Consider the following 25,195-nt stretch of genomic DNA (forward strand, 5'->3'; position numbering starts at 1 on the left):
ATTAAAACTTGTAAATCTTTTGAAGGTTATTCATGTGAATTTTTTTTGCTTCAATTAATTGTTGAATCACCTCATGTACCACTGTTTGCTCTATACTTGTAAAAAGTTGAATTATGTTGCTTAATTCAATTCCATTTGCAGGAATTGAATTTAAAATTACTGTTTGAATTTTTTTGTAATCATTTGCATTGAAAATTGTTTTTTGATTTTTTAAGCAATTATCGCAAATGCCACAACGTTGTGTTTGTTTATCTGAAAAATAGCTGCCAATTAACCGGCTGCGACACTCTGTGGTATTGATTGTATAATTTAACATGGCAGCAATACGTTCTTCATAATTTTTTTTTCGTGCAAAATATTGTTCAAAGTTTATGGTTAAACTAGCTGCAGGTGCCCGATTCAGTAGCCAATAAATTTGTGGGGTTTCTTTTTGGGGTTTATAAGAAATTATTTTTAACTGATTTAATTTTTCTAGTTGTTCGCGGGCAGTATCAAAACTTATTCTTGCATTTTTGGCAACTTGTCTTTCATAAATAGTAACATAATTATTCAAGATTCCTTGATAGGTTCTTAATAATGTTTGAGTAATGGCTTCAAAGGCGGGAAGGTTCTTTTGAAATTCAAATAACACATCTTTATCTACTAAAAACATTACTTGCGAAGGTGCAAATACAGCCTCTGTGAACGACAAATGACCTTCTTGCTCTAATACTTTTAGCACATTCATTACAGTTACTGCATTTAACTTAAAATGTTGTAAAAACGTTTCTACATTAAATTCATAATAATTACCTTGGCCAACACCTACGGGTAACTGCAAATAATCTGCAATGGCTTGATATACCGTGCGAATAGTATTAATGGAAGGAAATTTTTTTTCGGGCAGTAGTTGTAATTGGTCCAAGTCGCCTGGCTGATATAATAATACTGCATTACCGCCATTGTTATCGCGACCAACTCGTCCTGCTTCCTGGTAATAATTTTCTATACAATCCGGAATATTATAATGAATTACATTGCGAACATCTGTTTTATTAATACCCATGCCAAAGGCATTGGTGCAAACCATTATGCGTATTTTGTTTTGAATCCAAGCTTGTTGCTTGTTTTGTCGTTCCTCTTTTGTTAAACCTGCATGATAAAAATCGGTATTTAGTCCTTGTAATTGCAATAGATGAGCCACTTCGCGACATTGTTTACGCGTACTGCAATAAACCAAACTACTGCCATCATTTTGTTTGAGTATATCAATGGTAGTGTTAATTTTACTGTTTGTGGGAATGACTGAATAGCTTAAACCTTTACGATAAAACGATTGACTAAAAATAGACGGATTTTTTAGTTCTAGTTGTTCAATAATGTCATCTCGTACAATACTAGTTGCAGAAGCAGTGAGGGCAATAAACGGTACTGCATTGATGTAATTTTTAATTTCAACTATATTTAAATAAGAAGGCCTAAAATCATAACCCCATTGTGAAATGCAATGCGCTTCATCTACTACAACCAGTGATAATGGCATATCGGGTAAATAATCTAAAAACTGTGGACTTTGTAATCTTTCCGGCGAAACATATAAAAAAGAAAATTTACCATCAATTGCTTTTTCTAATATTACTTTAATTTCAAAAGTACTTAAACTGCTTTCTATGGCAATGGCTGAAATGCCTAAGTTTTGTAAGTGCATTACTTGGTCTGCCATTAAAGCAATGAGCGGTGAAATAACCAATGCCATACCGCCTTTAATCAGCGTTGGTACTTGAAAACAAATGGATTTTCCACCCCCGGTAGGCAGCAAAGCCAAGGTGTCGTTACCTGCCAACACCGATTCAATAATAGGCAGTTGCAATCCTCTGAAATCATCATATCCCCAATACTGTTTTAATATTTGTTTGGGCGATTGGTGCATGATTTCCGGTATTTAGTAAAAAGATAAAAGTAAGTTGTAAAAATTTGTATAAAAATAAGTAAGAACCAATAATTTACAGCCTGATTTTTCTATGTGCTGATTCGTTCACAAAATGTAAACTAAATAATTTGTGTCAGCATGGTTGATAGGAAATAAAAAAATCATTTATGCAAAAATTACGGTATCGCCTTGTTGTATTGTTTGTTATAATGAGTTGTTACAACTTAATGGCTCAAAGTACAGTATTCAAAGTAATACCTTTGGGAGTGGAAGGCGGTTTAAATGAGAGCAACCTTTCGGCTTATTTATTAGGCGTAAAAGGGCAACCCGGCTATATTGCTTTAGATGCAGGTACTATATATTCCGGCATTGAAAAGGCAATTCAAACAAAAGTGTGGCAAAATACCAGTGTATCAGCGGTTTTGCAAGATTCTATTAAAGGTTACTGTATTAGTCATGCCCACTTAGACCACGTTGCCGGTTTAATTATTAATTCACCTAACGACAGTAAAAAAAATATTTATGCAATGCCTTATTGCTTACAAGTTTTAGAGAATAATTACTTTACTTGGCAAAGCTGGGCCAATTTTGGTGATGCCGGATCACCACCTTTATTAAATAAATACCATTATGTAAATTTACAGGCGCAACAAGAAGTAGCTTTAGCAGGAACTAATATGTTTGTAACTCCCTTTGTTTTAAGCCATGGGAACAACTATCAAAGTACCGCTTTTCTGGTTCGTTATTCCAATAATTATGTGTTGTATTTAGGTGATACCGGTGCCGATACCATTGAGCATAGTTCACATTTAAAAGAATTATGGCAATATGTTGCACCTTTGGTAAAAAATCAACAATTAAAAGCTATTTTCATTGAGGTATCATATACCAATCAACAACCTGAAACGCAGTTGTTTGGACATCTTACTCCTAAACTACTATTACGAGAAATGCAGGTATTACAAGGGTTTACCGGCAATGATGCATTGAAAAAAGTTAAAATCATAATTACACACATTAAGCCGGAAAAAAATGTGGCAACAACTATTCAAAAGGAATTGATGCAAAATAATATGCACTTGCAGTTTCAATTGGCACAGCAAGCTAAACCTATCTACTTGTAGGAAAATTTTAAATAACTTTTTTATAGTTTAAGCGAATGCTGTTTATAGCCAAAACTACATCACTTAAACCCATTGCTAATGCACCTAAAGCCGGATTTAGGTAACCAAAGGCTGCAATAGGAATGGCAATGATATTGTAAAAGAATGCCCAAAATAAATTTTCACGAATGGTTTTATAAGTATGTTTTCCCAACCCTAATGCTAATGGCAAATGTGTAAGTCCATGATTCATTAAAACCACTTGTGCACTTTGCATGGCAATATGTGATGCATCACTAAGTGAAATGCCTACAGTAGCCTTTGCTAAAGCAGGAGCATCATTAATACCATCACCCACCATGGCAGTAGGAGCTTTGGCCGAAAGTTGGGCAATGGTTTGTAATTTTTGTTCAGGAGTTTGCTCAGCATAAACGCTATCAATACCTGCTTGTGCAGCTACTCGCTCACATTTAATTTTAGAGTCGCCACTTAATAAAATAGTTTGAATATTATTTTTATGTAATTGTTTTATTACTTCAATGGCTTCAGGGCGTAATGTGTCATCCACATTCAACCAACCAATTAATTCATTGTTTTTTGTGATGTAAACATTGTGCGTATTATCGGCAGTTAATTGGCTGACTGCTTTATAAGACGCAGCCATGTATTCATTGCCTTCCTTATCAATGGCTCGCATTCCTAAACCTTTAATTTCCTCAATAGAAGCAAATTGCATGGGTTTCTCTGCTTTCCATTCTTTTACAATGGCTTTGGCAATAGGATGCGCTGCATATTTTTCCAGCGATACAACGATGCTTTGAAAGGTAACGGTATCAATGGTAGTTACATAATCAGTAATTGAAAAATGTCCGGTAGTAAGGGTTCCTGTTTTATCGAATACAACTTGCTGAATATTTCTGAAAACCTCAAGGCTGCGGGCATTTTTAAATAGAATTCCTTTTCTTGCCGCTCTTCCCAATCCAACAGCAATAGCTGCAGGTGTAGCTAAACCCATGGCACAGGGGCATGAAATAACCAATACTGCAATACCGCGTAATAAACTGCTGCCAAAACCAATGGAAGTAAATAAATAGTTGCCTATCACAGTTAGTATAGCAAGGCTAACTACAGTAGGAACAAATATGGCACTAATTCTATCTGCTAATTGTTGAATGGGCGGTTTTTCTGCCTGTGCTTCTTTTACTAATTGTAATATATTACTTAGCACTGTATCTTTTCCAACTGCTGTTACTTGTGCTTTTACGCTGCCGCTTTCCAAAGTGCTGCCACCAATTAATAAATCTTTTTGCGATTTATATATCGGTATTGATTCGCCGGTAAGCATGGCTTCGTTTACTTTTGCTTCACCCCACAAAATTTTACAATCCATTGGAACCGGTTCACCGCTCTTAATTAATATCAAATCGCCTACTCTTAAAGTTTCACTTTCTACATCAAAAATTTGTTCTTGGTGTTGGTCATCAAAAGCAATCATGTGAGCCTTCGTTTTTTGGCTCACAGCAAGGCTGTTAATGGTTTTTTGTGTGCTTTGTACGGATTTATCTTCAAGCCAATTGCCTAAAAAAACCAGGGTAATAATGGCTGCCGTAGTTTCAAAAAACATATAATCAGCAGCTTTGTTAATCATCATTCCATAAATGCTGTAAATAAAAGCAGCAGTGGCACCCAGTGTAATTAACACATTCATGTTAGGAATGCCCCCTTTTAAACTTTTAAAGGCGCTTTTTCCAAAAAAACGCATTCCTACCCAATACACCGGAATGGTAAGGACTAATTGTACATATGGGTTCATTAAAAAATGAATATGTACAAACATGTGTAACATTAACGGAATGGTAAAAATGGCACAGAATATAAATCGCTGTGCGTTGTTGCGAAAAGTGAGTTTCTTAAAAAAATTTTTAGAGGAAGAATCAGGCTCGGTATTTTCGTTTTTTACATGGTATCCCAAGCTTTCAATGCCCTTTAGTAAAATGGTTTTTTGAGAGGTATCTTTTAAATCGAAGTTTACTTCGCCCCCTATAAAATTCACTTTTACATTATCCATTCCTTTCTCTTCTAAATATTTGTGAATGGTTAGGGCGCAGTTGGTACAACTCATTCCTTCTACTTTCCACGATACATTTTCCATGTTGCAAAATTACTTTACTTTAAGAATATGGTAGAAACTTAAGCAGGAATATCTTTGTGTTATGGATGTTACCTACCAATTACACGAATTACCGCACATTCTTCCTCTTTTGGCAAAAGAAGGTGAAAGCAGTTTAACTTGGTTATTTAAGGGTGAAATGGGTGCCGGGAAAACCACTTTAATCCATGCTTTGGCACAATATTTTGGTGTAATAGAGCCGGTTAGCAGCCCTACTTATGCATTGGTAAATGAATATGAAGCAGCCAATGGTAAACTAATTTACCATATGGATTGGTATAGACTTAAAGATGAAGAGGAAGCCATTAATGCGGGAATTGATGAGTTGGTACAGGATGCCTTGTGTTGGATAGAATGGCCTGAAAAAGCATTGGGTATTTTACCTGAAACCGCTTTTGTTATTGAAATTTCAGTAATTGATGCACAAACGCGGCGATTGATTACCGAAATAATTACGAAACCTTATCTTGGTATTTAATTGTAAGAATTATTGTATTTTTATAACTCTTATTTATCTTTTTTTTAAAGTAAAATTATGTCTTCAAAACGGCCCATTATTACCACTTCTTTTAGCTATGAAACTTTAGAGGAAACATTAGACATAAAGCCGCAAGGACTTCCACTTGAAATTGGATTACCCAAAGAAACTGCATTTCAGGAAAATAGAATTTCGCTTACGCCCGAAGCGGTTAGGGTAATGGTAATGAATGGCCACAAAGTAATTGTTGAACATAAAGCCGGTGAGGGAAGTAATTATACCGATGCCGATTATGTAAATGCAGGTGCAAACATTGTTTACAATCATGAAGCGGTTTTTAAAGCACCATTACTTTTAAAAAGTGCACCTGTTGTGGTTGAAGATTTGCCTTTGTTGCAAATGCATCAAACCATTATTTCACCTATTCATCATTCTGCATTAAAAGGTGAAATTTTGGAAAAAATGATGGAGAAAAAAATTACGGCATTAAGTTTTGAAAATTTGAAAGATGAACATGGCAGCTATCCTATAGTTAGAAGTATGAGTGAAATTGCCGGAGGTGCCTTAATGTTAATTGCCGGACAATATTTGAGCAGTTTTAATAAAGGCAAAGGGGTTTTATTAGGAGGTGTGAGTGGTATACCACCAACCAAAGTAATTATAATTGGTGCCGGCACGGTGGGTGAGGTGGCTACCCGTAATGCTATGGCATTGGGTGCCAGTGTAAAAGTGTTCGATAATAATGTTTACAGACTAAAGCAACTTCAAAATAATTTGGGGCATAGGGTATGGACAAGCGTTTTAGAACCGGGTATTTTATCAAAGCAACTAAAAACCTGCGAAGTGGCAATTGGCGCTTTAAGCAGTGATTATGGCCGTGCCCCGGTGGTGGTAACTGAGGAAATGGTAGCTTCTATGCGACCGGGGAGTATTGTAATTGATGTGGCTATTGATAGGGGAGGTTGTTTTGAAACCAGTGAATTAACTACGCACGAAAAACCGGTATTTGTAAAACATAATGTTATACATTACTGTGTACCTAATATTCCGAGTGGATTTGCGCGTACCGCCAGCCAGGCCATCAGCAATGTATTGATGCCGCTTTTGCTGGAAATTAGTGATGAAGGGGGAATGGAAGAAATGGTTTGGCACAGTATTAACTTGCGTGAAGGTATTTACTTGTTTAAAGGAGCTTTAACTGATTTTTATTTGAGTCAGAAATTCAATTTAAAATACAGCGATTTGAATTTGTTAATAGCCAGCCGAAGATAATAGCCAGCTCTTATTTAAAGTCGGTAAGTTTAATTACTTCTTTACAAAAATCTATTTCTGCTGCATCATTACTGCTTACAATAATTGTTCTGTTGGCGGCATATTTTTCAATTAAGCGATGATAAAGGGCATATCCCTCTGCATCTAAATTGGTGCAAGGCTCATCAAGTAGTAGTACCGGCACATCTGAAAAAAAAGCTTGTGCTAATTTTACCCTTTGCAACATTCCACTGCTGTAATAGCGAATTTGTTTGTTAGCTGCTGCAGTTAGGCCCACTTCTTCTAATATGGCTGCAATGGAAATATTGGGTAATAAGGGTTTAAAGCGGGCATGGAATTGTAAAAATTCTGTTACCGTCATTTCTTCAATTACATCCAGGTAAGGTGCTACAATGGCTAAATATTGGTGAACCGCATCTTCATTAATGGATTTGTTGTTTTCCTGTGTCCAAAGGCACTTTCCTTCATTTACCCGAATAGACATTGCAATGGCTTGCAGCAAAGTGCTTTTGCCGCTGCCATTAGGCCCGGTTATAGCATAAGCTTTTGCCGGCGAAAAAGTAAAAGTGACGTTTCTAAAAATCCAGTCGCGATTAAATTTCTTTCCTGCCTGTTGTAATTCAATGGTCATTGGGTAAAATATGGCCGAAAAGTAAACAATTAATCTTCTTCGGGAATGCCTGAAGCATATTTTTTTATAATGCCGCGACCACTTTCTCTAATAAAAGTTACAATTTCGTCGCGTTCATCGCTGGCAGGTAACTCCTCTTCAATGTATGCAAGTGCTTGCGAGGTATTAAAACCTTTATTGAAAATAATGCGATAGATATCAATAATGTGATTGATTTTTTCTAGTTCAAATCCTCTTCTTTTTAAGCCTACGCTATTTACTCCACCGTAGCTAAGTGGGTTGCGAACAGCTTTTATGTATGGGGGAACATCTTTACTAACCAAACTGCCACCTGCAATGTAAGCATGCTGTCCAATATGTACAAATTGGTGTACGGCACTTACGCCGGCAATCCAAGCCCAATCGCCCATTACTACATGGCCGGCTATTTGAACACTATTGCTTAAAATGCAATTATTGCCAATAATACAATCGTGGGCAATATGGCTGTATGCCATAATTAGGCAATGGTTGCCTACTACTGTTTTCCATTTATCGGAAGTACCTCTGTTAATGGTTACAAATTCCCGAATAGTAGTATGATCGCCAATTTCAACAGTGGTTTTTTCGCCATTATATTTTAAATCTTGCGGAATTGCGCCAATTACAGCTCCCGGAAAAATTCTGCAATTTTTACCAATTCTGGTTCCATCCATAATGGTAACATTACTGCCAATCCAGGTACCTTCCCCAATTTGTACATCACCATGAATAACGGTAAAGGGGTCAATTTTTACATTTGCTGCTATTTTAGCATTTGGATCTATGTAAGTGTAGGGATGTGTCATCCGCTTTGTTTTAGGTATTTGTTCTATGGTTGCCTGCATGGCAACATAGACTTTAAAAAATGGGCCAACGTTTACTGACCGTTACTAAATATTAAATATTAAGGATAGTTTAAGGTTTATTTGCGTTTTACCAGTTGGGCAACCAAATTTGCCTCAGTAGCAACTTTGCCACCCACATATACTGTTCCCCGCATTTCGCATATACCTCTTCTAATGGGGCTTACAAACTCCATTTTTAAAATCATGGTATCGCCCGGTAAAACTTTTTGCTTAAACTTACAATTATCAATTTTCAAAAAATAAGTATCATAATCGCCTTCCGGTAATGAATTAATACATAAAATACCACCGGTTTGTGCTAAAGCTTCAACTTGTAAAACACCGGGCATTACAGGGTTATTGGGGAAATGACCTTGGAAAAACCATTCGTTAAAGGTTACATTTTTAATTCCAACAATATAAGTATCGGTCAGTTCAATAATTTTATCAACCAACAAGAATGGGAACCGATGCGGTAAAGTTTTTTCTATACGTTGTAAGTTAAAAATGGAAGGTGTTGCCGGATTATATACGGGAACATCTTTTACATGTTTGTTTTTCTTTATGTATTGTTTTATTTTTTTTGCAAACTCAACGTTAGTGCTGTGGCCGGGTCTGTTAGCAATAATTCTAGCTTTAATGGGGTAGCCAATCAAAGCCAAATCGCCTACAACATCTAATAATTTGTGGCGGGCAGGTTCATTCGGAAAACGCAGTTCTAAGTTGTTTAAATAACCTTCGCTTTTTACTTCAATTTTTTCGCGTTTAAAAGTTTTGGCTAAGCGGTCCATTTCTGCGTCAGTCAAAGGCTTATCAACTACAACAATAGCATTATTAATATCACCGCCTTTAATCAAGTTGTTTTCTAACAACATTTCCAGTTCGTGTAAAAACACAAATGTGCGGCAAGGCGCAATTTCATTTTTAAAATCTTTTATGGATTTTAATCCGGCATGTTGGGTACCTAATACAGGACTGTTAAAATCAATTAATGTGGTTATTTGGTAATCAATAGCCGGCATAGCAACCATTTCAACACGTTTTTTTTCATCGTACAAATAAATATTTTCATCAATGCTATACCAGGCTTTTGCTGCATCTTGTTCAATAATGCCTGCTTCTTCAATATAATTTATGAAAGGAGCAGAGCTGCCATCCATAATAGGTATTTCAGGGCCGTTAATTTCAATCAGAACATTGTCTATTCCCATTCCAACCAATGCTGCTAAAATATGTTCAACAGTACTTACTTTGGCATCGCCAACCTGCAGTGTAGTGCCTCTTGATGTATCGGTTACTAAATCGCAATCGGCTTTTATAATTGGTTGTCCGGGTAAATCTATGCGTTGAAATTGAATACCAAAACCGGGATTTGCAGGTTTTAAATTCATTTCTACTAAAATGCCGGTATGCAAACCCGTGCCATTAATGGTTACATTTTTTCCGAGAGTGTGTTGTTTATCCGGATTAAAATTTTGATCCATTCTTCATCATTTTTTTCGTTCAGCCACCAATACTTGTATAAATTTTAAGTTGGTAATGCCGTTTAATTTGTTGCAAAAATAAGTTGATTATGCTTGATGTAGATAGCTTTTTGCTAGGAAGTAACTCTTTCAGCCAGTAATTGTTGTACCAGTTTTTCCAATTCCATTACTCTTTTTTCTAAAATGGGTAACTTTCTGGATGCTGCCTGGCTACGCAGAGCTGCAGTATATTCAAAGGCCGGAGTTCCGGTAACAATACTATTGGGTTGTTTAATGGATTTACTAACTCCGCTTTGTGCGTTTATTTTGCTGCCATCGGCAATGGTTAAATGCCCAACTATGCCTGCCTGGCCCCCTACCATTACATGGTTGCCCACTTTTGTACTGCCACTAACGCCGGCTTGAGCTGCTATTACAGTATGTTGACCAATTTCTACATTATGGGCTATTTGTATTAAATTATCTAGTTTGGCACCGCAATGTATAATGGTTGAACCAATTGTTGCCCTATCAATGGTTGCATTTGATCCAATCTCAACATTGTCTTCAATGATAACATTACCCATTTGGGGTACCTTTTTGTAAGAACCATCGTTTAGTGGTGCAAAACCAAAACCATCACCCCCAATTACTGTTCCTGCATGTATGGTAACATTTTTACCAATTTGGCAGTTGTTGTAAACCTTAACACCCGCATGTAAAATGGTGTTATCGTCAATAGTTACATTATCACCAATTACAACACCGGGAAATAATTTTACCTTATTGCCAATTTTGGCATGCTTGCCAATATATACAAATGCGGCTATATAAATATTTTCGCCCAATTGAGCAGTGGGTGCAATGTATGATGGTTGTTCAATACCGGTTAGTTGTTCGCTTACCAATTGTTGATATTTGGATAATAAAGCGGCAAAAGCAGCATAGGCATCTTCTACTCTAATTAAAGTTGAATGTACGGGTTGTTTTAAAACCTGATTTTGGTTAATGATTACGATTGATGCCTGGGTTTGATAAAGAAAATCCTCATATTTTGGGTTAGCCAAAAAAGATAATTGTCCGGCTTTGGCTTCTTCAATTTTGCCAAATGAGCTTACGGCTACAGTAGCATCTCCCTCTACTTGTCCATTAATTAGCAACGCTATTTGAGCAGCAGTAAATTGCATAAAGTAATTCTTTTTTGGGTATACCTAAACTAGGTTAATGTGCAAATGTAAAATTTTTTAATGGGCGAGGAAATAGTTTGATGGATTAATGGGTTGTCAATGCCCGAAATATCTCTTATTTCCCCATTTTTAAATAAAATTTTAATGTTTTCATCATTGGGTTTATACATGGTATTAACAGCTTCGCCGGTAAAAACAAAATGAACGGCTTGTCGTTCATTAATGTTTAGCTGTTGTGCGGCCGCTTTTCTTTGCGCTTCTATAAATTCATTGCTAAACGGTTTGCTGTCTAATTTAATTTTGAGCAACTGCCGATTTAACAATTTATTACATAAAGTTTGTAACACAAAATCAGGATGCGATGCCCACTTTTTAATGGCAAAAGAAATGTCAACATCATCTAATTTGCAAAACTGCTGCAAGACTTCTTCACTAATTTTTGAGGGTTTTTCATAAAGAAAAAAGTCTAAAGTGCCACCGGTTTTGCATTGGGTATCACCCGTATCTATTAAATGGCGAGCCCTTTCTAATATGTGTATCAACATTTTTTCTGCGCTTAGCACTGTTTTATGTAAATAAACTTGCCAATACATTTGGCGCCTAGCTATTAAAAATTTTTCAATGCTGTAAATGCCTTTTTCTTCAACCATTAATTCACCTTGGTGAACAGTAAGCATTTTTATAATTCTGTCATAACCAATTACCCCTTCACTTACTCCTGTAAAAAAACTATCGCGTGTTAAATAATCCATTCTGTCAACATCTAATTGGCTGCTAATGAGTTGGTGTAAAAAAGGTTTGGGGTATTTGCCTGTAAATATGTCAATGGCCATTTGCAGCCTGCCATCCAGTTCTTGGTTCATCATTTGCATTAAAGCAATACCAATAGTTTCATGATGTACTGAATTAATAATATATTTTTCTAATGCATGTGAAAAAGGTCCATGGCCAATATCGTGCAATAAAATAGCCGCTTTTACTGCCACTTCTTCTTCTTCGGTAATAGGTATTTGTTTGGCTTTTAATTCTGCAATGGCATTACACATTAAATGATATGCCCCTAATGCATGATGCAAACGGGTGTGCACAGCACCTGGATATACCAAATAGGCCAATGCCATTTGATGAATTCGCCTTAGGCGTTGAAAATAGGGATGATTGATAATATCGAAAATAAGAGGATGATTTATGGTTATGAAGCCATATACCGGATCGTTAATAATTTTTTGGGTTGTTTTCATGTTTGTTGCCGGTTTGTTAAAGCAGCCTGCAAATGTACTATTTGTGGCGGTATGCAATATATTTGAAGTATTTGCACGTTTATTGCTGTGTAAAGTTGAAAACCACTTACCAATAAAGAAAATTTAAAATTTGAAAACCAATGGAACCTATTACCATATTATGGGCTGATGATGAAATAGAAAGTTTACAATCGCAAATTTTATTTTTAGAAAGTAAAGGCTATCAGGTAAAAAGTTTTGCCAGTGGTTTTGAAGCTTTACAATTTGTAGATGATAATGCAGTTGATGTAGTTTTTTTAGATGAATCAATGCCCGGCATTACCGGTTTAGAAACGCTCACAAAATTGAAAACAAGCCATCCCAATATTCCGGTGGTTTTAATTACAAAAAATGAAACCGAAAGTTTAATGGATGAAGCCATAGGCAGCCAAATAACCGATTATTTGTTAAAGCCGGTAAATCCCAATCAGGTGTTGCTTTGCTTAAAAAAAATTATCGATAACAAAAGATTGATTTCCGAAAAAACTACTACAGCCTACCAGCAGCAATTTCGAGAATTGTTTATGGCTTTTAATAATAATCCTGATTATAAGGATTGGGCTGAAATATATAAGAAATTAGTGTATTGGGAATTAGAAATGGAAAAAACCGATAGCGCTGAAATGCGCGAAATATTAGCTACACAAAAGCAGGAAGCCAATACGGAATTTTCAAAATTCGTTACCAAAAAATATGCAGAATGGGTAAAGCCGGCAGCTGCCGATACACCCATTATGAGTCACGATTTAATGCAATTTAAAGTGTTGCCGCATGTAGAAAAGGGTACACCGCTATTTTTTGTATTAGTTGATAATTTGCGATTTGACCAATGGAAAGCGATACAACCTTTATTTGCAGAAAATTTTCGCATTTTGGAAGATGAAACCTATTATTCCATCCTTCCAACCGCTACACAATATAGTCGCAATGCTATTTTTAGCGGATTACTTCCTGTTGATATTGAAAAAAAATTTCCCGAACAATGGAAGAATGATGATGAACAGGGAGGTAAAAATTTATATGAAGAAGTGTTTTTGAATGCCTTATTGAAACGATTAAAAAAAGATGATTTAAAAGTTAGCTACAACAAAATTCTAACCTATGCCGATGGGTTACAATTGGTCAACAATATTCATAATTTGTTGCAAAATGATTTGAATATCATTGTTTACAATTTTGTTGATATGCTTAGCCATGCCCGTACTGAAATGGAAGTGCTGAAAGAATTGGCTGCCGACGAAGCAAGTTACCGAAGCATTACACGCAGTTGGTTTGAACATAGTGCTTTAAACCAGGCACTAAAAAAAATTGCAGGAAAAAATATCAAACTCATTCTATCTACCGACCATGGAAGTGTACGTGTAAAAACGCCTTGTAAAGTAATTGGCGATAAACAAACTACCACCAATTTACGCTATAAACATGGTAGAAATTTAGACTATAATCCGAAAGAAGTTTTGGCGTTTAAAGATCCACGCCAGGCCGGACTGCCCGTTCCTACCGTAAATTCTGCCTTTATTTTTGCTAAGGAAGATGAGTATTTGTGTTATCCAAACAATTATAATTATTACGCCAATTATTACAAAAATACTTTTCAGCATGGTGGCATAAGTTTAGAAGAAATGATTGTCCCCATTATTAAAATGGTTAGTAAGTAGTCAGTAAGCAATTTTTTTCCTTTTTTTATAAATCAATTTTCCCGATGCGGCAGTGCTTTGCAATAGCCGCAATACAATTTTGCTGAAAAAATTGAATGTTTATGATGCGAAATTGTAATAAGTTGATCCTGCTTTTGTTCAGTTTTCTAATTGTTTGTTCCTCTGTTTTTGGCGCCGATGATGAGAATGCCGGTATTGTTGTTCATGGAACCATTTATACCACGGATAATTTGCCTGCTGAAGGAGTAGTTGTTCATTTAATGCATGAACACAAAAAACGAACTTCCATTACCAATGAAAATGGATATTTCGAGTTTAGAAATGTTGCTAAAGGTACTTATGAATTAATAATTTCATATATAGGATATGCCGATATTCATCAACAAATAAAAGTAGCTGAGGGATGGAATACGCCATTATTATTTCAATTAAAAATTTCAGAAAAGCAATTACAGGAAATTGTTGTACAGGGCAATCGTTCCCGATTGGCTGCTGCAAAACTACAAGTGCCCGATAAAGATTTACCTTTAGCAACCGGAGTTGTAACGGCTCAAGTTATGGCCGACCAGCAAGCCATTCGTTTGGGCGATGTTGTAAAAAATGTACCCGGTGTTTCATTGGTACAAACTCGTTTCGGGGTTAATGAAACTTATGGTGCCAGAGGCTATATAATCGGCATTGCCGGTGGAGCCGGCGGCGGTAGTATTTTTAAAAACGGATTACCTTATAACATTGCCGGAATGCCTGAAACTGCTGCACTAGAAAGTGTTGAAATTATTAAAGGAAGTTCCGCATTTTTATATGGGAGTTCTTCGGGGGGATTAATCATTGATATGATTACGAAGAAGCCCAAATTTCAATGGGGTGGAGAAGTATCTATGTTAATGGGTAGCTATAGTCAATACAAGCCCGTTGTTGATGTGTATGGGCCTATAGCTAAAAATTTGGCGTTTCGTTTGGTTGCAACTTATGAAAATGATAGAAGCTATCGCGATGTGGTAAAAACCATTCGTCAATATATCAATCCATCATTGTTGTATAAAATAGGGAAGCAATCATCGTTGCTTGTAAATAGCGAATATTTTAATGCGCAAATTACGCCCGATCCCGGTATTGGTGCATTAGATAGTGGACGTGTTTTAAGCAATCAAATTCCACGTTCACGTTTCCAAAATGTATTATGGGCATACAATCATGTTAAACAAGGATCCATATCTACAATGTTTAAACATAACTTCAGCAATGGGTACACGTTAACTGCAATGGGCTCTTATCAAACTACCGATGTAGATGCTTATGGAGTAGGTAATTTAAATACTGCCAGTAAAACCGGTATTATTGCACGCCCTCTTTCAAGAGCACATAGTGTTGAGAACGATTATGCTGCACAGGTGAACTTAGAGGGTAAATTTTCAATTCGAAATATTGCCAATCATTTTTTAGTGGGTGCTGATTATACTAGCATTACTACTTTAACCGATGCCTTTACCATTTATAACAATAATGGTACCCAGTTAAAAACCTATGATACCATTAACTTATTGAACCCTGCTCAGTTTGTTCAAAGAACAGATGTTCCCAATGCCATAAAGGTAGCCACAACAACTTCACCTTCATATAGAGCCGGTTTGTACGTACAAGATTTAATTACTTTAACCCAACAAATTAAAGTATTTGCAGGATTGCGATACAGTTATCAGGCAAATGTGCAAACAACAATTGACAGTGCTGCAAATAACAATCGTGGGCCAATAACTGTAAAAGGTTCTGCAGCTACAGCTACTTACAATGTTTTTTCACCTAAATTAGGATTGGTTTATCAACCTGCTGCTAATTTGTCGTTCTATGCCAGTTATGCCAATAACTTTACCGCCAATACTGGTGTTGATGTGTACGGCAATCCGCTGAAAGCATCTATCATCAATCAATATGAAGTGGGTGCCAAAAATTCTTTTGCTAACGGAAAATTAATGACCACCATTAGTGTTTATCATATTGTAAATAGTAATTTGGCACAACAAGCTATTTACTTAGCGGATGGAGTAACCCCCAATACCAATTCAAATATTAAAACCTTAAGTGGTGAAACTACCAGCGATGGGGTAGAATTGGGTTTGAATGGTAATATTTCAAAAAACTTGTATTTTATTACAGGGTTTGCCTATAATTACATTCGGTTTACGCACACATCGGGTTCTAAAGGTTCAAATATAGAGGGAGAAACTTTGGTGAATGCACCCCGCAATACTGCCAATGCAAGTGTGTTTTACACATTGAGTAAAGGTGTTTTGAAAGGATTAAAATTGGGGGCTTCTGGCTTTTATACCGGTACTCGTTATGGCGGTTATAATAATACGGTAGGCCAATCCATTACCGGAAGTAGGCTTATTCCATTGTCCGATTTTACGACAGTTGACCTTTCATTGGGTTATACTTATAAAAAAATGGCTATTCAATGCAAGTTGTCTAACATTTTTAACACATTAAATTATTTAGTACACGATAACTATAGTATTACCCCAATTGCCCCCAGGCAATTATACACCACCATTAGTTACCGGTTTTAATGTGGATAAATGGCATAGTTAGAATGGCGGTTTGACTGTATTTTTGTGACAAATGTGAACTTTTTTTGAGCTATGAAATTAACACAAGGTACACTTGATAAATTAAGCGATATTCTAGGCCAATCTGATTATATTGTTCGATATGAACGTGGAAATTTTCAGAGTGGCTGGTGTTTGCTGGAATCAAAAAAAGTAGTGGTACTGAATAAATACCTTGATTTGGAAGGGAAAATAAACACTTTGTTGGATTTAATACCTCAAGTATCAATTGATATTGACAAGCTAACGCATGAAAGTCAATTGTTATACGATGACATCATAAAAAAAGCCAACTTAATTGATCCCGCTTAAGGTTGGGTAAAGAAGGATGCAAAAATAGAATTGCATCCTTCTTCATTTGAAACTATAATTTGTTGAATTGTGCACAACAGTCATTTAAAAATAACTTTTTTAGGCACCGGCACCAGTACCGGTATACCCATGATTGGCTGCGATTGTGCTGTTTGTACTTCTCATAATTCAAAAGATAAACGATTAAGAAGCAGTGTATTAATTGAATCGTTAACAGACGGTACTAAAATAGTAATTGATACTACACCCGATTTCAGGTACCAAATGTTGCGCATACAAAATAAACGGTTAGATGCTGTGCTGTTTACGCATCCGCACAAAGACCACATAGCAGGGTTAGATGATGTTCGTGCATACAATTATTTTCAACACAGCAATCTGCCGGTATATGCCAACACTTTAACTGCTGAAGCTTTGCAGCGCGATTTTTATTATGCCTTTGCCGAAAATGCATATCCCGGTGTTCCGCGCATCGATTTGCATTTGGTAAACCATGCGCCATTTTCTATTAATAATTTATCTATTCAACCCATTTGGGTATGGCATTTAAAAATGCCTGTAGTGGGCTATAGAATTGGGGCCTTCACTTATATTACCGATGCTAATAGAATTGATGATGCAGAAAAAGAAAAAATAAAAGGTTCATCCATATTAGTATTAAATGCGCTTCGAATTGAACCGCATATTTCACATTATAGCTTGCAGGAAGCAATAGCATTGGCACAAGAATTAAACATACCCGAAGTTTATTTCACACATATCAGTCATCAGTTAGGACTTCACCATCAAGTTAGTAAACAATTGCCTTCTCATATGCACCTCGCATACGACGGATTGGAATTGGTTATTTAAAAATTATTTTATTTTTATATGGAATTTTGAAATGGACATCAAGTCCTTCTTCAAACATTTTGCTAACCTGTATTTGTATATGATGCAACCGCATAAACACTATCTTTTTTTCTCTAACCGCCAGGTGAAAGGCATATTGGTAGGGGTTTTTATTATAGTTGTATTATATTGTTTGCCCTACTTTTTTAAAAGTGCTGATGCAGCTGTTGTTATTGAAAAACTCGATGTAATGCCAGATTCAACTACTGTAAATAGTATGGCTTTTTTCGATAATAATAACATCAATCCTGCGCCATTACAGTTACAGGCATTTAACCCTAATACTGTCGATTCCATTACATTGGTAAACATGGGTTTACGGAATAAACTCATTCAGACCTTACTACATTATCGGCAAAAAGGAGGCAAGTTTTACAAACCGGATGATTTTAAAAAATTATGGGGCTTACGAACTGAAGAAGCGAATGCTATAATTCCCTTTATTCAAATTCCTGAAATAACCCTTACCAAAAACGGTTTTAAAAATTTGAGTAATAACAATACTGTATCTGTTGAGCTAAATACGGCAACAATTGAAGAGTTAAAACAAGTTCCGGGTATGCCTGCCTACCTTGCGTATGCTATTCTGCGCTATCGGGAAAAGCTTGGAGCATTTGTACTTCCGGAGCAACTAAAACAGGTACAGGGAGTAACCGATTCTTTGTATCAGCTTCTTTCATCACATGTAAGTATTAATAATTCCGATATTCCTAAACTTAACCTTAATAGTGCTTCTTCATTTGCTTTATTACATCACCCATTCATTCCTGAAAATGTAGCAAAAGCTATTCTTATCCTGCGCCAAAAAGAAGGGCCATTTCAGTCCATCAATGACTTAAAGAAAATACCTTTCTTAAGCAATGAAACTTTTGAACAAATGCACAAGTATTGCACAGTGCAATAATTTTCTTGCTGTAATAAAAAAAACTGCTACATTTGTGAACTAACATTAGTTAGCATTGTAGATATAGGATATGGAATTCAATCAGACAGAGTTAACAGCGCAAGTAGCACAGACAGCGAAAGATTTTGCCCGTCAATATATTTTACCGCATGTAATGGAGTGGGATGAACAACAACACTTCCCGGTTGAGGTATTTAAAGAAATGGGGAAATTAGGTTTAATGGGCGTTTTAGTTCCAGAACAATATGGTGGAGCAGGGTTAGGATATTTTGAGTACAGTGCTATTATACAGGAAATTGCTCAGGTATGTGGTTCAATAGGTTTAAGTGTGGCGGCACATAATTCATTGTGTACTAACCATATTTTAACCTTTGGTAATGAGGAACAAAAGCAAAAATATTTACCCAAATTAGCAGATGCCTCTTTTATTGGTGCTTGGGGTTTAACAGAACCCAATACCGGAAGCGATGCGGGTAACATGAAAACCGTTGCCGTGAAAGATGGAAATGATTGGATAATTAATGGAACGAAGTGTTGGATTACCCATGGAAAATCGGGCGATGTAGCAGTAGTAGTTTGCCGAACAGGTGAACCAAGAACAAAAAACAATGCAACGGCATTTATTGTAGAAAGAGGAACACCCGGATTTAGTGCAGGAAAAAAAGAAAATAAGTTAGGTATGCGGGCCAGCGAAACCGCCGAAATGATTTTTGATAACTGTAGAATTTCTGATGCACAACGTTTAGGAGAAGTAGGAAGCGGTTTTCATCAAGCATTAAAAATATTAGATGGTGGTCGTATTTCTATTGCGGCTCTTTCTTTAGGTATTGCCAAAGGAGCTTATAAAGCGGCAGTTCAATATGCTAAAGAGCGCCATCAGTTTAATCAGCCTATTGCTAATTTTCAAGGCATCAGTTTTAAGTTGGCTGATATGGCAACTGAAATTGCAGCTTCGGAAATGCTGATTAATAATGCCTGTCATAAAAAAATGACGAGCACCCATTATACAAGGGAAGCGGCTATGGCCAAATATTATGCCAGCGAGGTAGCGGTAAAAATTGCAAATGATGCGGTACAGATATTTGGTGGTTATGGATATACAAAAGATTTCCCTGTTGAAAAATATTATAGAGATGCCAAGCTATGTACCATTGGCGAAGGCACTTCTGAAATACAAAAAATTGTAATTGCACGAGAGATACTCAATTAAAAGAGGAACTGTTTCTACAGTTTTTATAAGAGCGTTAGGTTTGGTTGCTTGCTCATAAACTTAGCCCCCATTTTTGGGGGCTTTGCTATTGTATACATGTTTGCAAACGCATTCCATCTTTAAAATCGTCATACTTTATTCATAAAATAAATGCGCTCAAAAAATTACTTATCAAAAAATGTTCGTAATTTAAATTTTACTAGTGTAATACTAACAACCTAAACCATAGTTATGGGTACCGTTGCATTATTTATATTAACGATTGCTGCCATTGTTTTTTCTGCCGGAGGAATATTAGCCTCTCGTTTTTTCACAAAATCTGTTTATAATCCTCAAAAAGGGCAACCCTACGAATGTGGAATACCAACCAGTGGCACACCTTGGTCACAATTTCATATAGGCTATTATTTGTATGCCATTGTTTTTTTATTGTTCGAAGTGGAATTAGTGTTTATGTATCCTTGGGCAGTAATTGTACAAAAAATTGGTGTAGGTGCTTTGGTTGAAATGTTTGCTTTTATAGTTGTTCTGTTTATTGGCTTTTTATATGCACATAAAAAAGGAGCATTAAAATGGATGTAAACGAAGAAAATATAACCGGTGTATTTCCCGGTCAGGTGCATCAGGCACCGGGCGGAACCATTGTAACCAGTAAGTTAGATGATATTATTAACTGGGCAAGGGCTAACTCATTATGGCCATTAACTTTTGCTACCAGTTGCTGTGGTATTGAAATGATGGCAACTGCTTCTGCCAAATACGATTTTTCCAGATTTGGATTTGAAGTAGCTCGTGCTTCACCTCGACAAGCTGACGTAATTATAATTGCCGGAACAATTGTTAATAAAATGGCCCCGGTTTTAAAACGTTTGTACGACCAAATGGCCGAACCTAAGTATGTTATTGCTATGGGTGCTTGTGCAGTAAGTGGTGGCCCCTTTTTCTACAATACTTATTCCGTTGTAAAAGGTGCTGACCATATTATTCCGGTTGATGTTTATGTGGCCGGTTGCCCACCCAGGCCTGAGGCTTTGTTGCATGCATTAATAACATTACAGGAAAAAATTAAAAGTGGTTTAACTAAGGAACAACAATCCGGTACCGTTACCAATTAATAGCTTATGGACAATGAAGCTTTAAAAGCATCTTTATTACCCTTAAATGCTAACTTAACTTTTGAAGAAGGAGGTGAGTGGGTGAATGTTTTTGTACCCTATAACGAATTAAAACCCTTGCTTAAAACTTTGCAGGGTGAACCTGATTTGTATTTCAATTATTTGTTTTGTTTAACCTGTGTTGATTGGAAAACACATTTAACCATGGTGTACCATCTTACTTCATTAAAATGGCAACACAACCTGGTGGTGAAGGCGGTTTTAAACAGAGAAAATCCGCAAATTGAAACTGTTTGTGATATATGGAAAACTGCTGAATTTTTGGAGCGGGAAGTTTACGAATTATTTGGTGTAGAATTTTTGCATCATCCTGATTTACGAAGACTGATTTTAACCGATGATTTTAAAGGGTGGCCTTTGCGAAAAGATTTTGAAGATCCTGTAAATATGATAAAATTATAACCAAAATAAATTTAGTTGCATGCACCAAGTGTTAAGTTCAACACCCGAAGGGATTTTCACCATTAATGTAGGACCTCAGCATCCTGCAACACATGGTGTACTGCATTTGGTAATTACATTAAACGGTGAAACCATTCTAAAAATTGAACCACATTTAGGCTATATACATCGTTCTATTGAAAAAATGTGCGAAAGCCTCACTTACCGTCAATTCATATACGTTACAAGCCGTATGGATTATTTATCGGCTCATATCAACAACCATGCCTGTGCTTTATGTGTTGAAAAAGGTTTGCAGGTTGAAGTACCTATGCGAGCCCAGTACATTAGGGTAATCATGGATGAATTAACTCGTCTTGCTTCACATGAATTATGGTGGGGTGCTATGGCAATGGATGTTGGTGCATTTACCCCCTTTTTTTATGCATTTAGAGAAAGAGAAACCATTAATGAAATAATGGAAGAAACCTGTGGTGCACGTTTAACCATGAATTATATGGTGCCGGGTGGTGTAATGGCCGATATTCATCCGCAATTTCAACAAAAAGTAAAACAATTTATTGCGGGGTATAAAAATAAAATTGCTGAGTATAATGAATTGGTTACGGGTAATGTTATTTTTCAAAACAGAATGAAGGGGGTGGGTTATTTATCTACCGAAGATGCCATCTCGTATGGATGCAGTGGTCCTGTTGCCCGAGCCAGTGGTGTTGCTTGCGATGTAAGAAAACGTTATCCTTATGATGTGTATGCTCAAGTACAATTTGATGAAATTATTGAAACTACCGGCGATTCATTTGCCCGTTATTTAGTTCGTATTCGGGAAATGGAGCAATCGGTACGAATAATTGAGCAATTAATTGATAATATTCCCGAAGGTGATTATCAGGCCAAAACAAAAGCAGTTTTGAAATTACCCAAAGGAGAATTTTATCAACGGGTTGAAACAGCACGTGGTGAGTTGGGTGTGTATATTGTAAGTGAAGGGGGAACTACACCTTATAGAATTAAATTTCGTTCACCCGGTTTTTCTAATTTATCGGCATTGAATGAAATGGCTAAAGGGGGTAAAATTGGTGACTTAGTTGCAACCATGGGTACATTAGATTTAGTAATTCCTGATATTGATAGATAATTTGCTTATGTTGAATACAATCAGTTTTGAAGCCATAAAAACTGCAGTGCAACAATGGTTAAATATGCATTGGGGACCCCACTTAGCATTTATAGCCGAATGTATTTTAATAGGGTTACTGGTTATTGTTTTTTTTGCTGTATTGGGTTTATTATTGGTTTTTATGGAACGTAAAGTGTCCGCCGTTATGCAAATAAGGTTAGGTCCTAATCGTGTTGGCCCAAAAGGTTGGTTACAAACCAGTGCCGACACTTTAAAACTGATGTTGAAAGAAGGATTAACGCCCGATGGTGCCGATAAGTTTTTATTTAATTTGGCCCCATTTTTAATTATGATTGCTGCAATGCTTATAATGGTTCCCATTGCATTTGCACGCAATTTTCAAATTTGGGATATTAATATTGGTGTGCTTTACATTTCTTCTATTGCATCCATTTCAGTAATTGCTATTTTAATGGCCGGATGGTCAAGTAACAATAAGTATGCATTGTTAGGTGCTATGCGAAGTGGCGCACAAATTATTAGCTACGAGTTAAGTGCCGGCGTAGCCGTTATTACCATGGTAATGTTAACCCAAAGTTTAAGTATTCAGGATATTATTCTTTCCCAACAAAACGGTTGGTGGATTTTTAAAGGCCATATACCTGCCATTATTGCTTTTATCATTTTTATGATTGCTGCAACTGCTGAAACGAATAGGGCACCATTTGATTTAGCGGAAGCTGAATCGGAATTAACAGCAGGCTTTCATACAGAATATTCAGGAATGAAGTTCGCACTGTTTTTTTTAGCAGAGTATATCAATGTATTTATTGTTTGTGCGGTTGCTGCCATTCTTTTTTTTGGAGGATGGATGCCTTTTCATATCGGCAATTGGGAAGGCTTTAATCATATAATGGATTATATTCCATCGTCTATTTGGTTTTTGGGTAAAACTTTTTGCTTAATTTTCCTAATCATGTGGTTTCGATGGACTTTTCCCAGATTACGCATTGATCAGTTATTAAATTTAGAATGGAAATATTTGTTGCCCATAAGCCTGGCTAATTTGTTATTGATGACCATAATTGTTGTTTTAAAATGGTATTTGTAATTACATAAAAGCAAATTGATGTTGCTATGCGTACAACAGTACAAGTGTGCGACGCAACAAAAGTTGCCCATAGCTCAAATGCCCATAACAAAAAAATATGTCAATACAACAATATATAAAAAATGTTTTCAATGCTGTTAAAACGCTACTAAAAGGCATGCGCGTTACCGGTTATTATTTTTTTCATCCAAAAGAAATTATTACCCAACAATATCCGGATAATAGAGCTACTTTAAAATTGGCAGATAGGTTTAAGGGCGAAGTAGTTATGTTGCATGATGAGAATAATGAACACGCTTGCACCGGTTGTACCGCCTGCGAATTAGCTTGCCCGAATGGTACCATAAAAATTATTACTCAGTTCGATATTACACCCGATGGAAAAAAGAAAAAAGCATTAAACACATTTGTTTACCATTTGGAATTGTGTACTATGTGCAATTTATGTGTTGAAGCTTGTCCGACAGGTGCTATTACGATGGCGCAAAATTTTGAACACAGTGTGTATGATCGTAAACAACTAACTAAAATTTTAAATAAACCGGGTTCTAAAATAAGAGCCGGAGTAGAATAATTATGGACTCAATCATTTTTTATTGCATTGCATTGTTTATACTTATTAGCGGTTTGCTGGCTGTAACGGCCCGTCACATTTTTCGTGCTGCCATATGGCTTTTGTTTACGTTAATGGGTATTGCCGCTTTATATTTTTGGATGAATGTGTTTTTTGTGGCAGCGGTACAAATTATTATCTATGTAGGTGGTATTGTTGTCCTAATTATCTTTTCTATTTTCTTAACCCAGCAAGCAGGTCAAAAAATGGCTGTAACATCAGCTAAACAATCCGTTTTTAGTGTGGCTGCAGTTTTGTTTGGTATTGCATTTATTGCATCTATTATTGGTCGATTTTATTTTGTTGGTAGAAGTGAAACTTTGAATGATAGCGTAAATGCAATTGGTACTCAGTTAATGAGTTTTACCAACGGCTATGCGCTTCCGTTTGAGTTGGTGAGCTTATTACTTTTGGCTGCAATGGTAGGAAGTATTTTAATTGCCATGAAGCATAAAACAGAAAATAAAAATAATTAAATGATATGCCCGAGGTTTTACAAAAAATATTATGGTTGAGTACCGCACTGTTTTTTATTGGTGTGTATGGCATGCTTACGCGGCGTAATATGCTGGCTATTTTAATGAGCCTTGAATTAATGTTGAATAGCGTGAATATTAATTTCGTTGCATTCAATAAGTATTTACATCCGGAAAAATTGGATGGCATATTCTTTTTCTTGTTCATTGTAACTATTGCCGCTGCCGAAGCTGCCGTTGCCATTGCTATTATTATTCATTTATATCGTTATCATAAAAACATTGACGTGGGTGAAACCGAGGAGTTAAAATATTAGGTATTAAGTATGAAGCGTATGATTAGAATTTTTAGATGCTTTAA

Annotated in this window: 24 protein-coding genes; 17 read left to right on the forward strand and 7 right to left on the reverse strand. The window is 36.2% G+C overall.

From position 1 onward, the window contains the following. Position 1: 1 nt before the first annotated feature. Entirely contained in the window at positions 2-1,909 is a 1,908-nt protein-coding gene (locus LX80_RS11085; protein WP_111296427.1) for a RecQ family ATP-dependent DNA helicase, read from the reverse strand. A gap of 167 nt (positions 1,910-2,076) precedes the next feature. Between LX80_RS11085 and LX80_RS11090 the strand changes: the two genes are divergently transcribed. Then, on the forward strand, positions 2,077-3,033 hold the full coding sequence (locus tag LX80_RS11090; protein WP_111296429.1) for an MBL fold metallo-hydrolase: 957 nt from the start codon (positions 2,077-2,079) through the stop codon (positions 3,031-3,033). 7 nt (positions 3,034-3,040) lie between these two features. On the opposite strand, the gene LX80_RS11095 is transcribed toward LX80_RS11090, so the two are convergent. Continuing rightward, positions 3,041-5,164 carry a heavy metal translocating P-type ATPase gene (locus LX80_RS11095; RefSeq protein ID WP_111296431.1) on the reverse strand — a complete coding sequence of 708 codons (2,124 nt, stop codon included), beginning with the start codon at positions 5,162-5,164 and terminating at the stop codon, positions 3,041-3,043. Positions 5,165-5,225: 61 nt separating this feature from the next. Here LX80_RS11095 and tsaE point away from each other — a divergent pair, with 61 nt between their 5' ends. After that, positions 5,226-5,660, forward strand: coding sequence for a tRNA (adenosine(37)-N6)-threonylcarbamoyltransferase complex ATPase subunit type 1 TsaE (tsaE, locus tag LX80_RS11100; RefSeq protein ID WP_111296433.1), 435 nt, complete (start codon positions 5,226-5,228; stop codon positions 5,658-5,660). 57 nt (positions 5,661-5,717) lie between these two features. Then, complete coding sequence (locus LX80_RS11105) at positions 5,718-6,932, forward strand: alanine dehydrogenase (RefSeq protein WP_111296435.1); 1,215 nt, start codon at positions 5,718-5,720, stop codon at positions 6,930-6,932. 10 nt (positions 6,933-6,942) lie between these two features. Here the strand turns inward: LX80_RS11105 and LX80_RS11110 are convergent, their stop codons facing one another. From LX80_RS11110 to LX80_RS11130, 5 genes are all read right to left on the reverse strand, one after another. Beyond that, positions 6,943-7,563 carry an ABC transporter ATP-binding protein gene (locus LX80_RS11110; protein WP_111296437.1) on the reverse strand — a complete coding sequence of 207 codons (621 nt, stop codon included), beginning with the start codon at positions 7,561-7,563 and terminating at the stop codon, positions 6,943-6,945. 29 nt (positions 7,564-7,592) lie between these two features. Then, a complete protein-coding gene (gene lpxA / locus LX80_RS11115) occupies positions 7,593-8,429 on the reverse strand; it encodes an acyl-ACP--UDP-N-acetylglucosamine O-acyltransferase (protein WP_245898044.1) in 837 nt (278 codons plus the stop codon). Positions 8,430-8,506: 77 nt separating this feature from the next. Continuing rightward, complete coding sequence (locus LX80_RS11120) at positions 8,507-9,913, reverse strand: bifunctional UDP-3-O-[3-hydroxymyristoyl] N-acetylglucosamine deacetylase/3-hydroxyacyl-ACP dehydratase (RefSeq protein WP_111296439.1); 1,407 nt, start codon at positions 9,911-9,913, stop codon at positions 8,507-8,509. A 113-nt stretch (positions 9,914-10,026) separates the two neighbouring features. After that, the gene (lpxD, locus tag LX80_RS11125; protein ID WP_111296441.1) at positions 10,027-11,079 is read right to left on the reverse strand and encodes a UDP-3-O-(3-hydroxymyristoyl)glucosamine N-acyltransferase; all 1,053 of its coding nucleotides are present in this window, start codon (positions 11,077-11,079) and stop codon (positions 10,027-10,029) included. Positions 11,080-11,108: 29 nt separating this feature from the next. Further along, positions 11,109-12,320: an HD domain-containing protein gene (locus LX80_RS11130; RefSeq protein WP_111296443.1), complete on the reverse strand. Its 1,212-nt coding sequence runs from the start codon at positions 12,318-12,320 to the stop codon at positions 11,109-11,111. 140 nt (positions 12,321-12,460) lie between these two features. On the opposite strand from LX80_RS11130, the gene porX reads away from it, so the two are divergent. From porX to nuoK, 14 genes are all read left to right on the forward strand, one after another. Continuing rightward, the gene (gene porX / locus LX80_RS11135) at positions 12,461-14,017 is read left to right on the forward strand and encodes a T9SS response regulator signal transducer PorX (protein WP_111296445.1); all 1,557 of its coding nucleotides are present in this window, start codon (positions 12,461-12,463) and stop codon (positions 14,015-14,017) included. A gap of 101 nt (positions 14,018-14,118) precedes the next feature. Next, positions 14,119-16,584 carry a TonB-dependent receptor gene (locus LX80_RS11140; protein WP_170120446.1) on the forward strand — a complete coding sequence of 822 codons (2,466 nt, stop codon included), beginning with the start codon at positions 14,119-14,121 and terminating at the stop codon, positions 16,582-16,584. A gap of 72 nt (positions 16,585-16,656) precedes the next feature. Continuing rightward, positions 16,657-16,935: a hypothetical protein gene (locus LX80_RS11145; RefSeq protein ID WP_111296449.1), complete on the forward strand. Its 279-nt coding sequence runs from the start codon at positions 16,657-16,659 to the stop codon at positions 16,933-16,935. A gap of 69 nt (positions 16,936-17,004) precedes the next feature. After that, the gene (locus tag LX80_RS11150; protein ID WP_245898045.1) at positions 17,005-17,787 is read left to right on the forward strand and encodes an MBL fold metallo-hydrolase; all 783 of its coding nucleotides are present in this window, start codon (positions 17,005-17,007) and stop codon (positions 17,785-17,787) included. 79 nt (positions 17,788-17,866) lie between these two features. Next, on the forward strand, positions 17,867-18,730 hold the full coding sequence (locus tag LX80_RS11155) for a helix-hairpin-helix domain-containing protein (protein ID WP_170120447.1): 864 nt from the start codon (positions 17,867-17,869) through the stop codon (positions 18,728-18,730). A 70-nt stretch (positions 18,731-18,800) separates the two neighbouring features. Beyond that, positions 18,801-19,940 carry an acyl-CoA dehydrogenase family protein gene (locus LX80_RS11160; protein ID WP_111296452.1) on the forward strand — a complete coding sequence of 380 codons (1,140 nt, stop codon included), beginning with the start codon at positions 18,801-18,803 and terminating at the stop codon, positions 19,938-19,940. A 231-nt stretch (positions 19,941-20,171) separates the two neighbouring features. Beyond that, the gene (locus tag LX80_RS11165; RefSeq protein WP_111296454.1) at positions 20,172-20,522 is read left to right on the forward strand and encodes an NADH-quinone oxidoreductase subunit A; all 351 of its coding nucleotides are present in this window, start codon (positions 20,172-20,174) and stop codon (positions 20,520-20,522) included. Further along, positions 20,513-21,055, forward strand: coding sequence for an NADH-quinone oxidoreductase subunit B (locus LX80_RS11170; RefSeq protein WP_111296456.1), 543 nt, complete (start codon positions 20,513-20,515; stop codon positions 21,053-21,055). The genes LX80_RS11165 and LX80_RS11170 overlap by 10 nt, the downstream gene beginning before the upstream one ends. 6 nt (positions 21,056-21,061) lie before the next feature. Continuing rightward, positions 21,062-21,517 (forward strand): NADH-quinone oxidoreductase subunit C, encoded by a 456-nt coding sequence (locus LX80_RS11175; protein ID WP_111296458.1) that lies wholly within the window; start codon positions 21,062-21,064, stop codon positions 21,515-21,517. Between the two features lie 19 nt (positions 21,518-21,536). Further along, complete coding sequence (locus LX80_RS11180; RefSeq protein WP_111296460.1) at positions 21,537-22,652, forward strand: NADH-quinone oxidoreductase subunit D; 1,116 nt, start codon at positions 21,537-21,539, stop codon at positions 22,650-22,652. Positions 22,653-22,659: 7 nt separating this feature from the next. After that, positions 22,660-23,745: an NADH-quinone oxidoreductase subunit NuoH gene (gene nuoH, locus LX80_RS11185; RefSeq protein ID WP_211307752.1), complete on the forward strand. Its 1,086-nt coding sequence runs from the start codon at positions 22,660-22,662 to the stop codon at positions 23,743-23,745. A gap of 97 nt (positions 23,746-23,842) precedes the next feature. Continuing rightward, entirely contained in the window at positions 23,843-24,319 is a 477-nt protein-coding gene (locus tag LX80_RS11190; RefSeq protein WP_111296462.1) for a 4Fe-4S binding protein, read from the forward strand. A gap of 2 nt (positions 24,320-24,321) precedes the next feature. Next, complete coding sequence (locus LX80_RS11195) at positions 24,322-24,834, forward strand: NADH-quinone oxidoreductase subunit J family protein (protein WP_111296464.1); 513 nt, start codon at positions 24,322-24,324, stop codon at positions 24,832-24,834. A 5-nt stretch (positions 24,835-24,839) separates the two neighbouring features. Next, entirely contained in the window at positions 24,840-25,151 is a 312-nt protein-coding gene (gene nuoK / locus LX80_RS11200; protein WP_111296466.1) for an NADH-quinone oxidoreductase subunit NuoK, read from the forward strand. The last annotated feature ends 44 nt before the right edge of the window (positions 25,152-25,195 follow it).

This window comes from Hydrotalea sandarakina, assembly GCF_003254115.1.
Classification (GTDB): Bacteria; Bacteroidota; Bacteroidia; order Chitinophagales; family Chitinophagaceae; genus Hydrotalea; species Hydrotalea sandarakina.

What these genes read in the sequence shown, in the direction of transcription:
- LX80_RS11175 (WP_111296458.1), top strand. Translation starts at nt 21,062, where the DNA reads ATGGACAATGAAGCTTTAAAAGCATCTTTATTACCCTTAAATGCTAAC.
- LX80_RS11105 (WP_111296435.1), top strand. Translation starts at nt 5,718, where the DNA reads ATGTCTTCAAAACGGCCCATTATTACCACTTCTTTTAGCTATGAAACT.
- LX80_RS11195 (WP_111296464.1), top strand. Translation starts at nt 24,322, where the DNA reads ATGGACTCAATCATTTTTTATTGCATTGCATTGTTTATACTTATTAGC.
- tsaE (WP_111296433.1), top strand. Translation starts at nt 5,226, where the DNA reads ATGGATGTTACCTACCAATTACACGAATTACCGCACATTCTTCCTCTT.
- porX (WP_111296445.1), top strand. Translation starts at nt 12,461, where the DNA reads ATGGAACCTATTACCATATTATGGGCTGATGATGAAATAGAAAGTTTA.
- nuoH (WP_211307752.1), top strand. Translation starts at nt 22,660, where the DNA reads ATGTTGAATACAATCAGTTTTGAAGCCATAAAAACTGCAGTGCAACAA.
- LX80_RS11165 (WP_111296454.1), top strand. Translation starts at nt 20,172, where the DNA reads ATGGGTACCGTTGCATTATTTATATTAACGATTGCTGCCATTGTTTTT.
- LX80_RS11120 (WP_111296439.1), bottom strand. Translation starts at nt 9,913, where the DNA reads ATGGATCAAAATTTTAATCCGGATAAACAACACACTCTCGGAAAAAAT.
- lpxA (WP_245898044.1), bottom strand. Translation starts at nt 8,429, where the DNA reads ATGCAGGCAACCATAGAACAAATACCTAAAACAAAGCGGATGACACAT.
- LX80_RS11170 (WP_111296456.1), top strand. Translation starts at nt 20,513, where the DNA reads ATGGATGTAAACGAAGAAAATATAACCGGTGTATTTCCCGGTCAGGTG.
- lpxD (WP_111296441.1), bottom strand. Translation starts at nt 11,079, where the DNA reads ATGCAATTTACTGCTGCTCAAATAGCGTTGCTAATTAATGGACAAGTA.
- LX80_RS11160 (WP_111296452.1), top strand. Translation starts at nt 18,801, where the DNA reads ATGGAATTCAATCAGACAGAGTTAACAGCGCAAGTAGCACAGACAGCG.
- LX80_RS11095 (WP_111296431.1), bottom strand. Translation starts at nt 5,164, where the DNA reads ATGGAAAATGTATCGTGGAAAGTAGAAGGAATGAGTTGTACCAACTGC.
- LX80_RS11155 (WP_170120447.1), top strand. Translation starts at nt 17,867, where the DNA reads ATGATGCAACCGCATAAACACTATCTTTTTTTCTCTAACCGCCAGGTG.
- LX80_RS11180 (WP_111296460.1), top strand. Translation starts at nt 21,537, where the DNA reads ATGCACCAAGTGTTAAGTTCAACACCCGAAGGGATTTTCACCATTAAT.
- LX80_RS11085 (WP_111296427.1), bottom strand. Translation starts at nt 1,909, where the DNA reads ATGCACCAATCGCCCAAACAAATATTAAAACAGTATTGGGGATATGAT.
- nuoK (WP_111296466.1), top strand. Translation starts at nt 24,840, where the DNA reads ATGCCCGAGGTTTTACAAAAAATATTATGGTTGAGTACCGCACTGTTT.
- LX80_RS11190 (WP_111296462.1), top strand. Translation starts at nt 23,843, where the DNA reads ATGTCAATACAACAATATATAAAAAATGTTTTCAATGCTGTTAAAACG.
- LX80_RS11140 (WP_170120446.1), top strand. Translation starts at nt 14,119, where the DNA reads ATGATGCGAAATTGTAATAAGTTGATCCTGCTTTTGTTCAGTTTTCTA.
- LX80_RS11090 (WP_111296429.1), top strand. Translation starts at nt 2,077, where the DNA reads ATGCAAAAATTACGGTATCGCCTTGTTGTATTGTTTGTTATAATGAGT.
- LX80_RS11145 (WP_111296449.1), top strand. Translation starts at nt 16,657, where the DNA reads ATGAAATTAACACAAGGTACACTTGATAAATTAAGCGATATTCTAGGC.
- LX80_RS11130 (WP_111296443.1), bottom strand. Translation starts at nt 12,320, where the DNA reads ATGAAAACAACCCAAAAAATTATTAACGATCCGGTATATGGCTTCATA.
- LX80_RS11110 (WP_111296437.1), bottom strand. Translation starts at nt 7,563, where the DNA reads ATGACCATTGAATTACAACAGGCAGGAAAGAAATTTAATCGCGACTGG.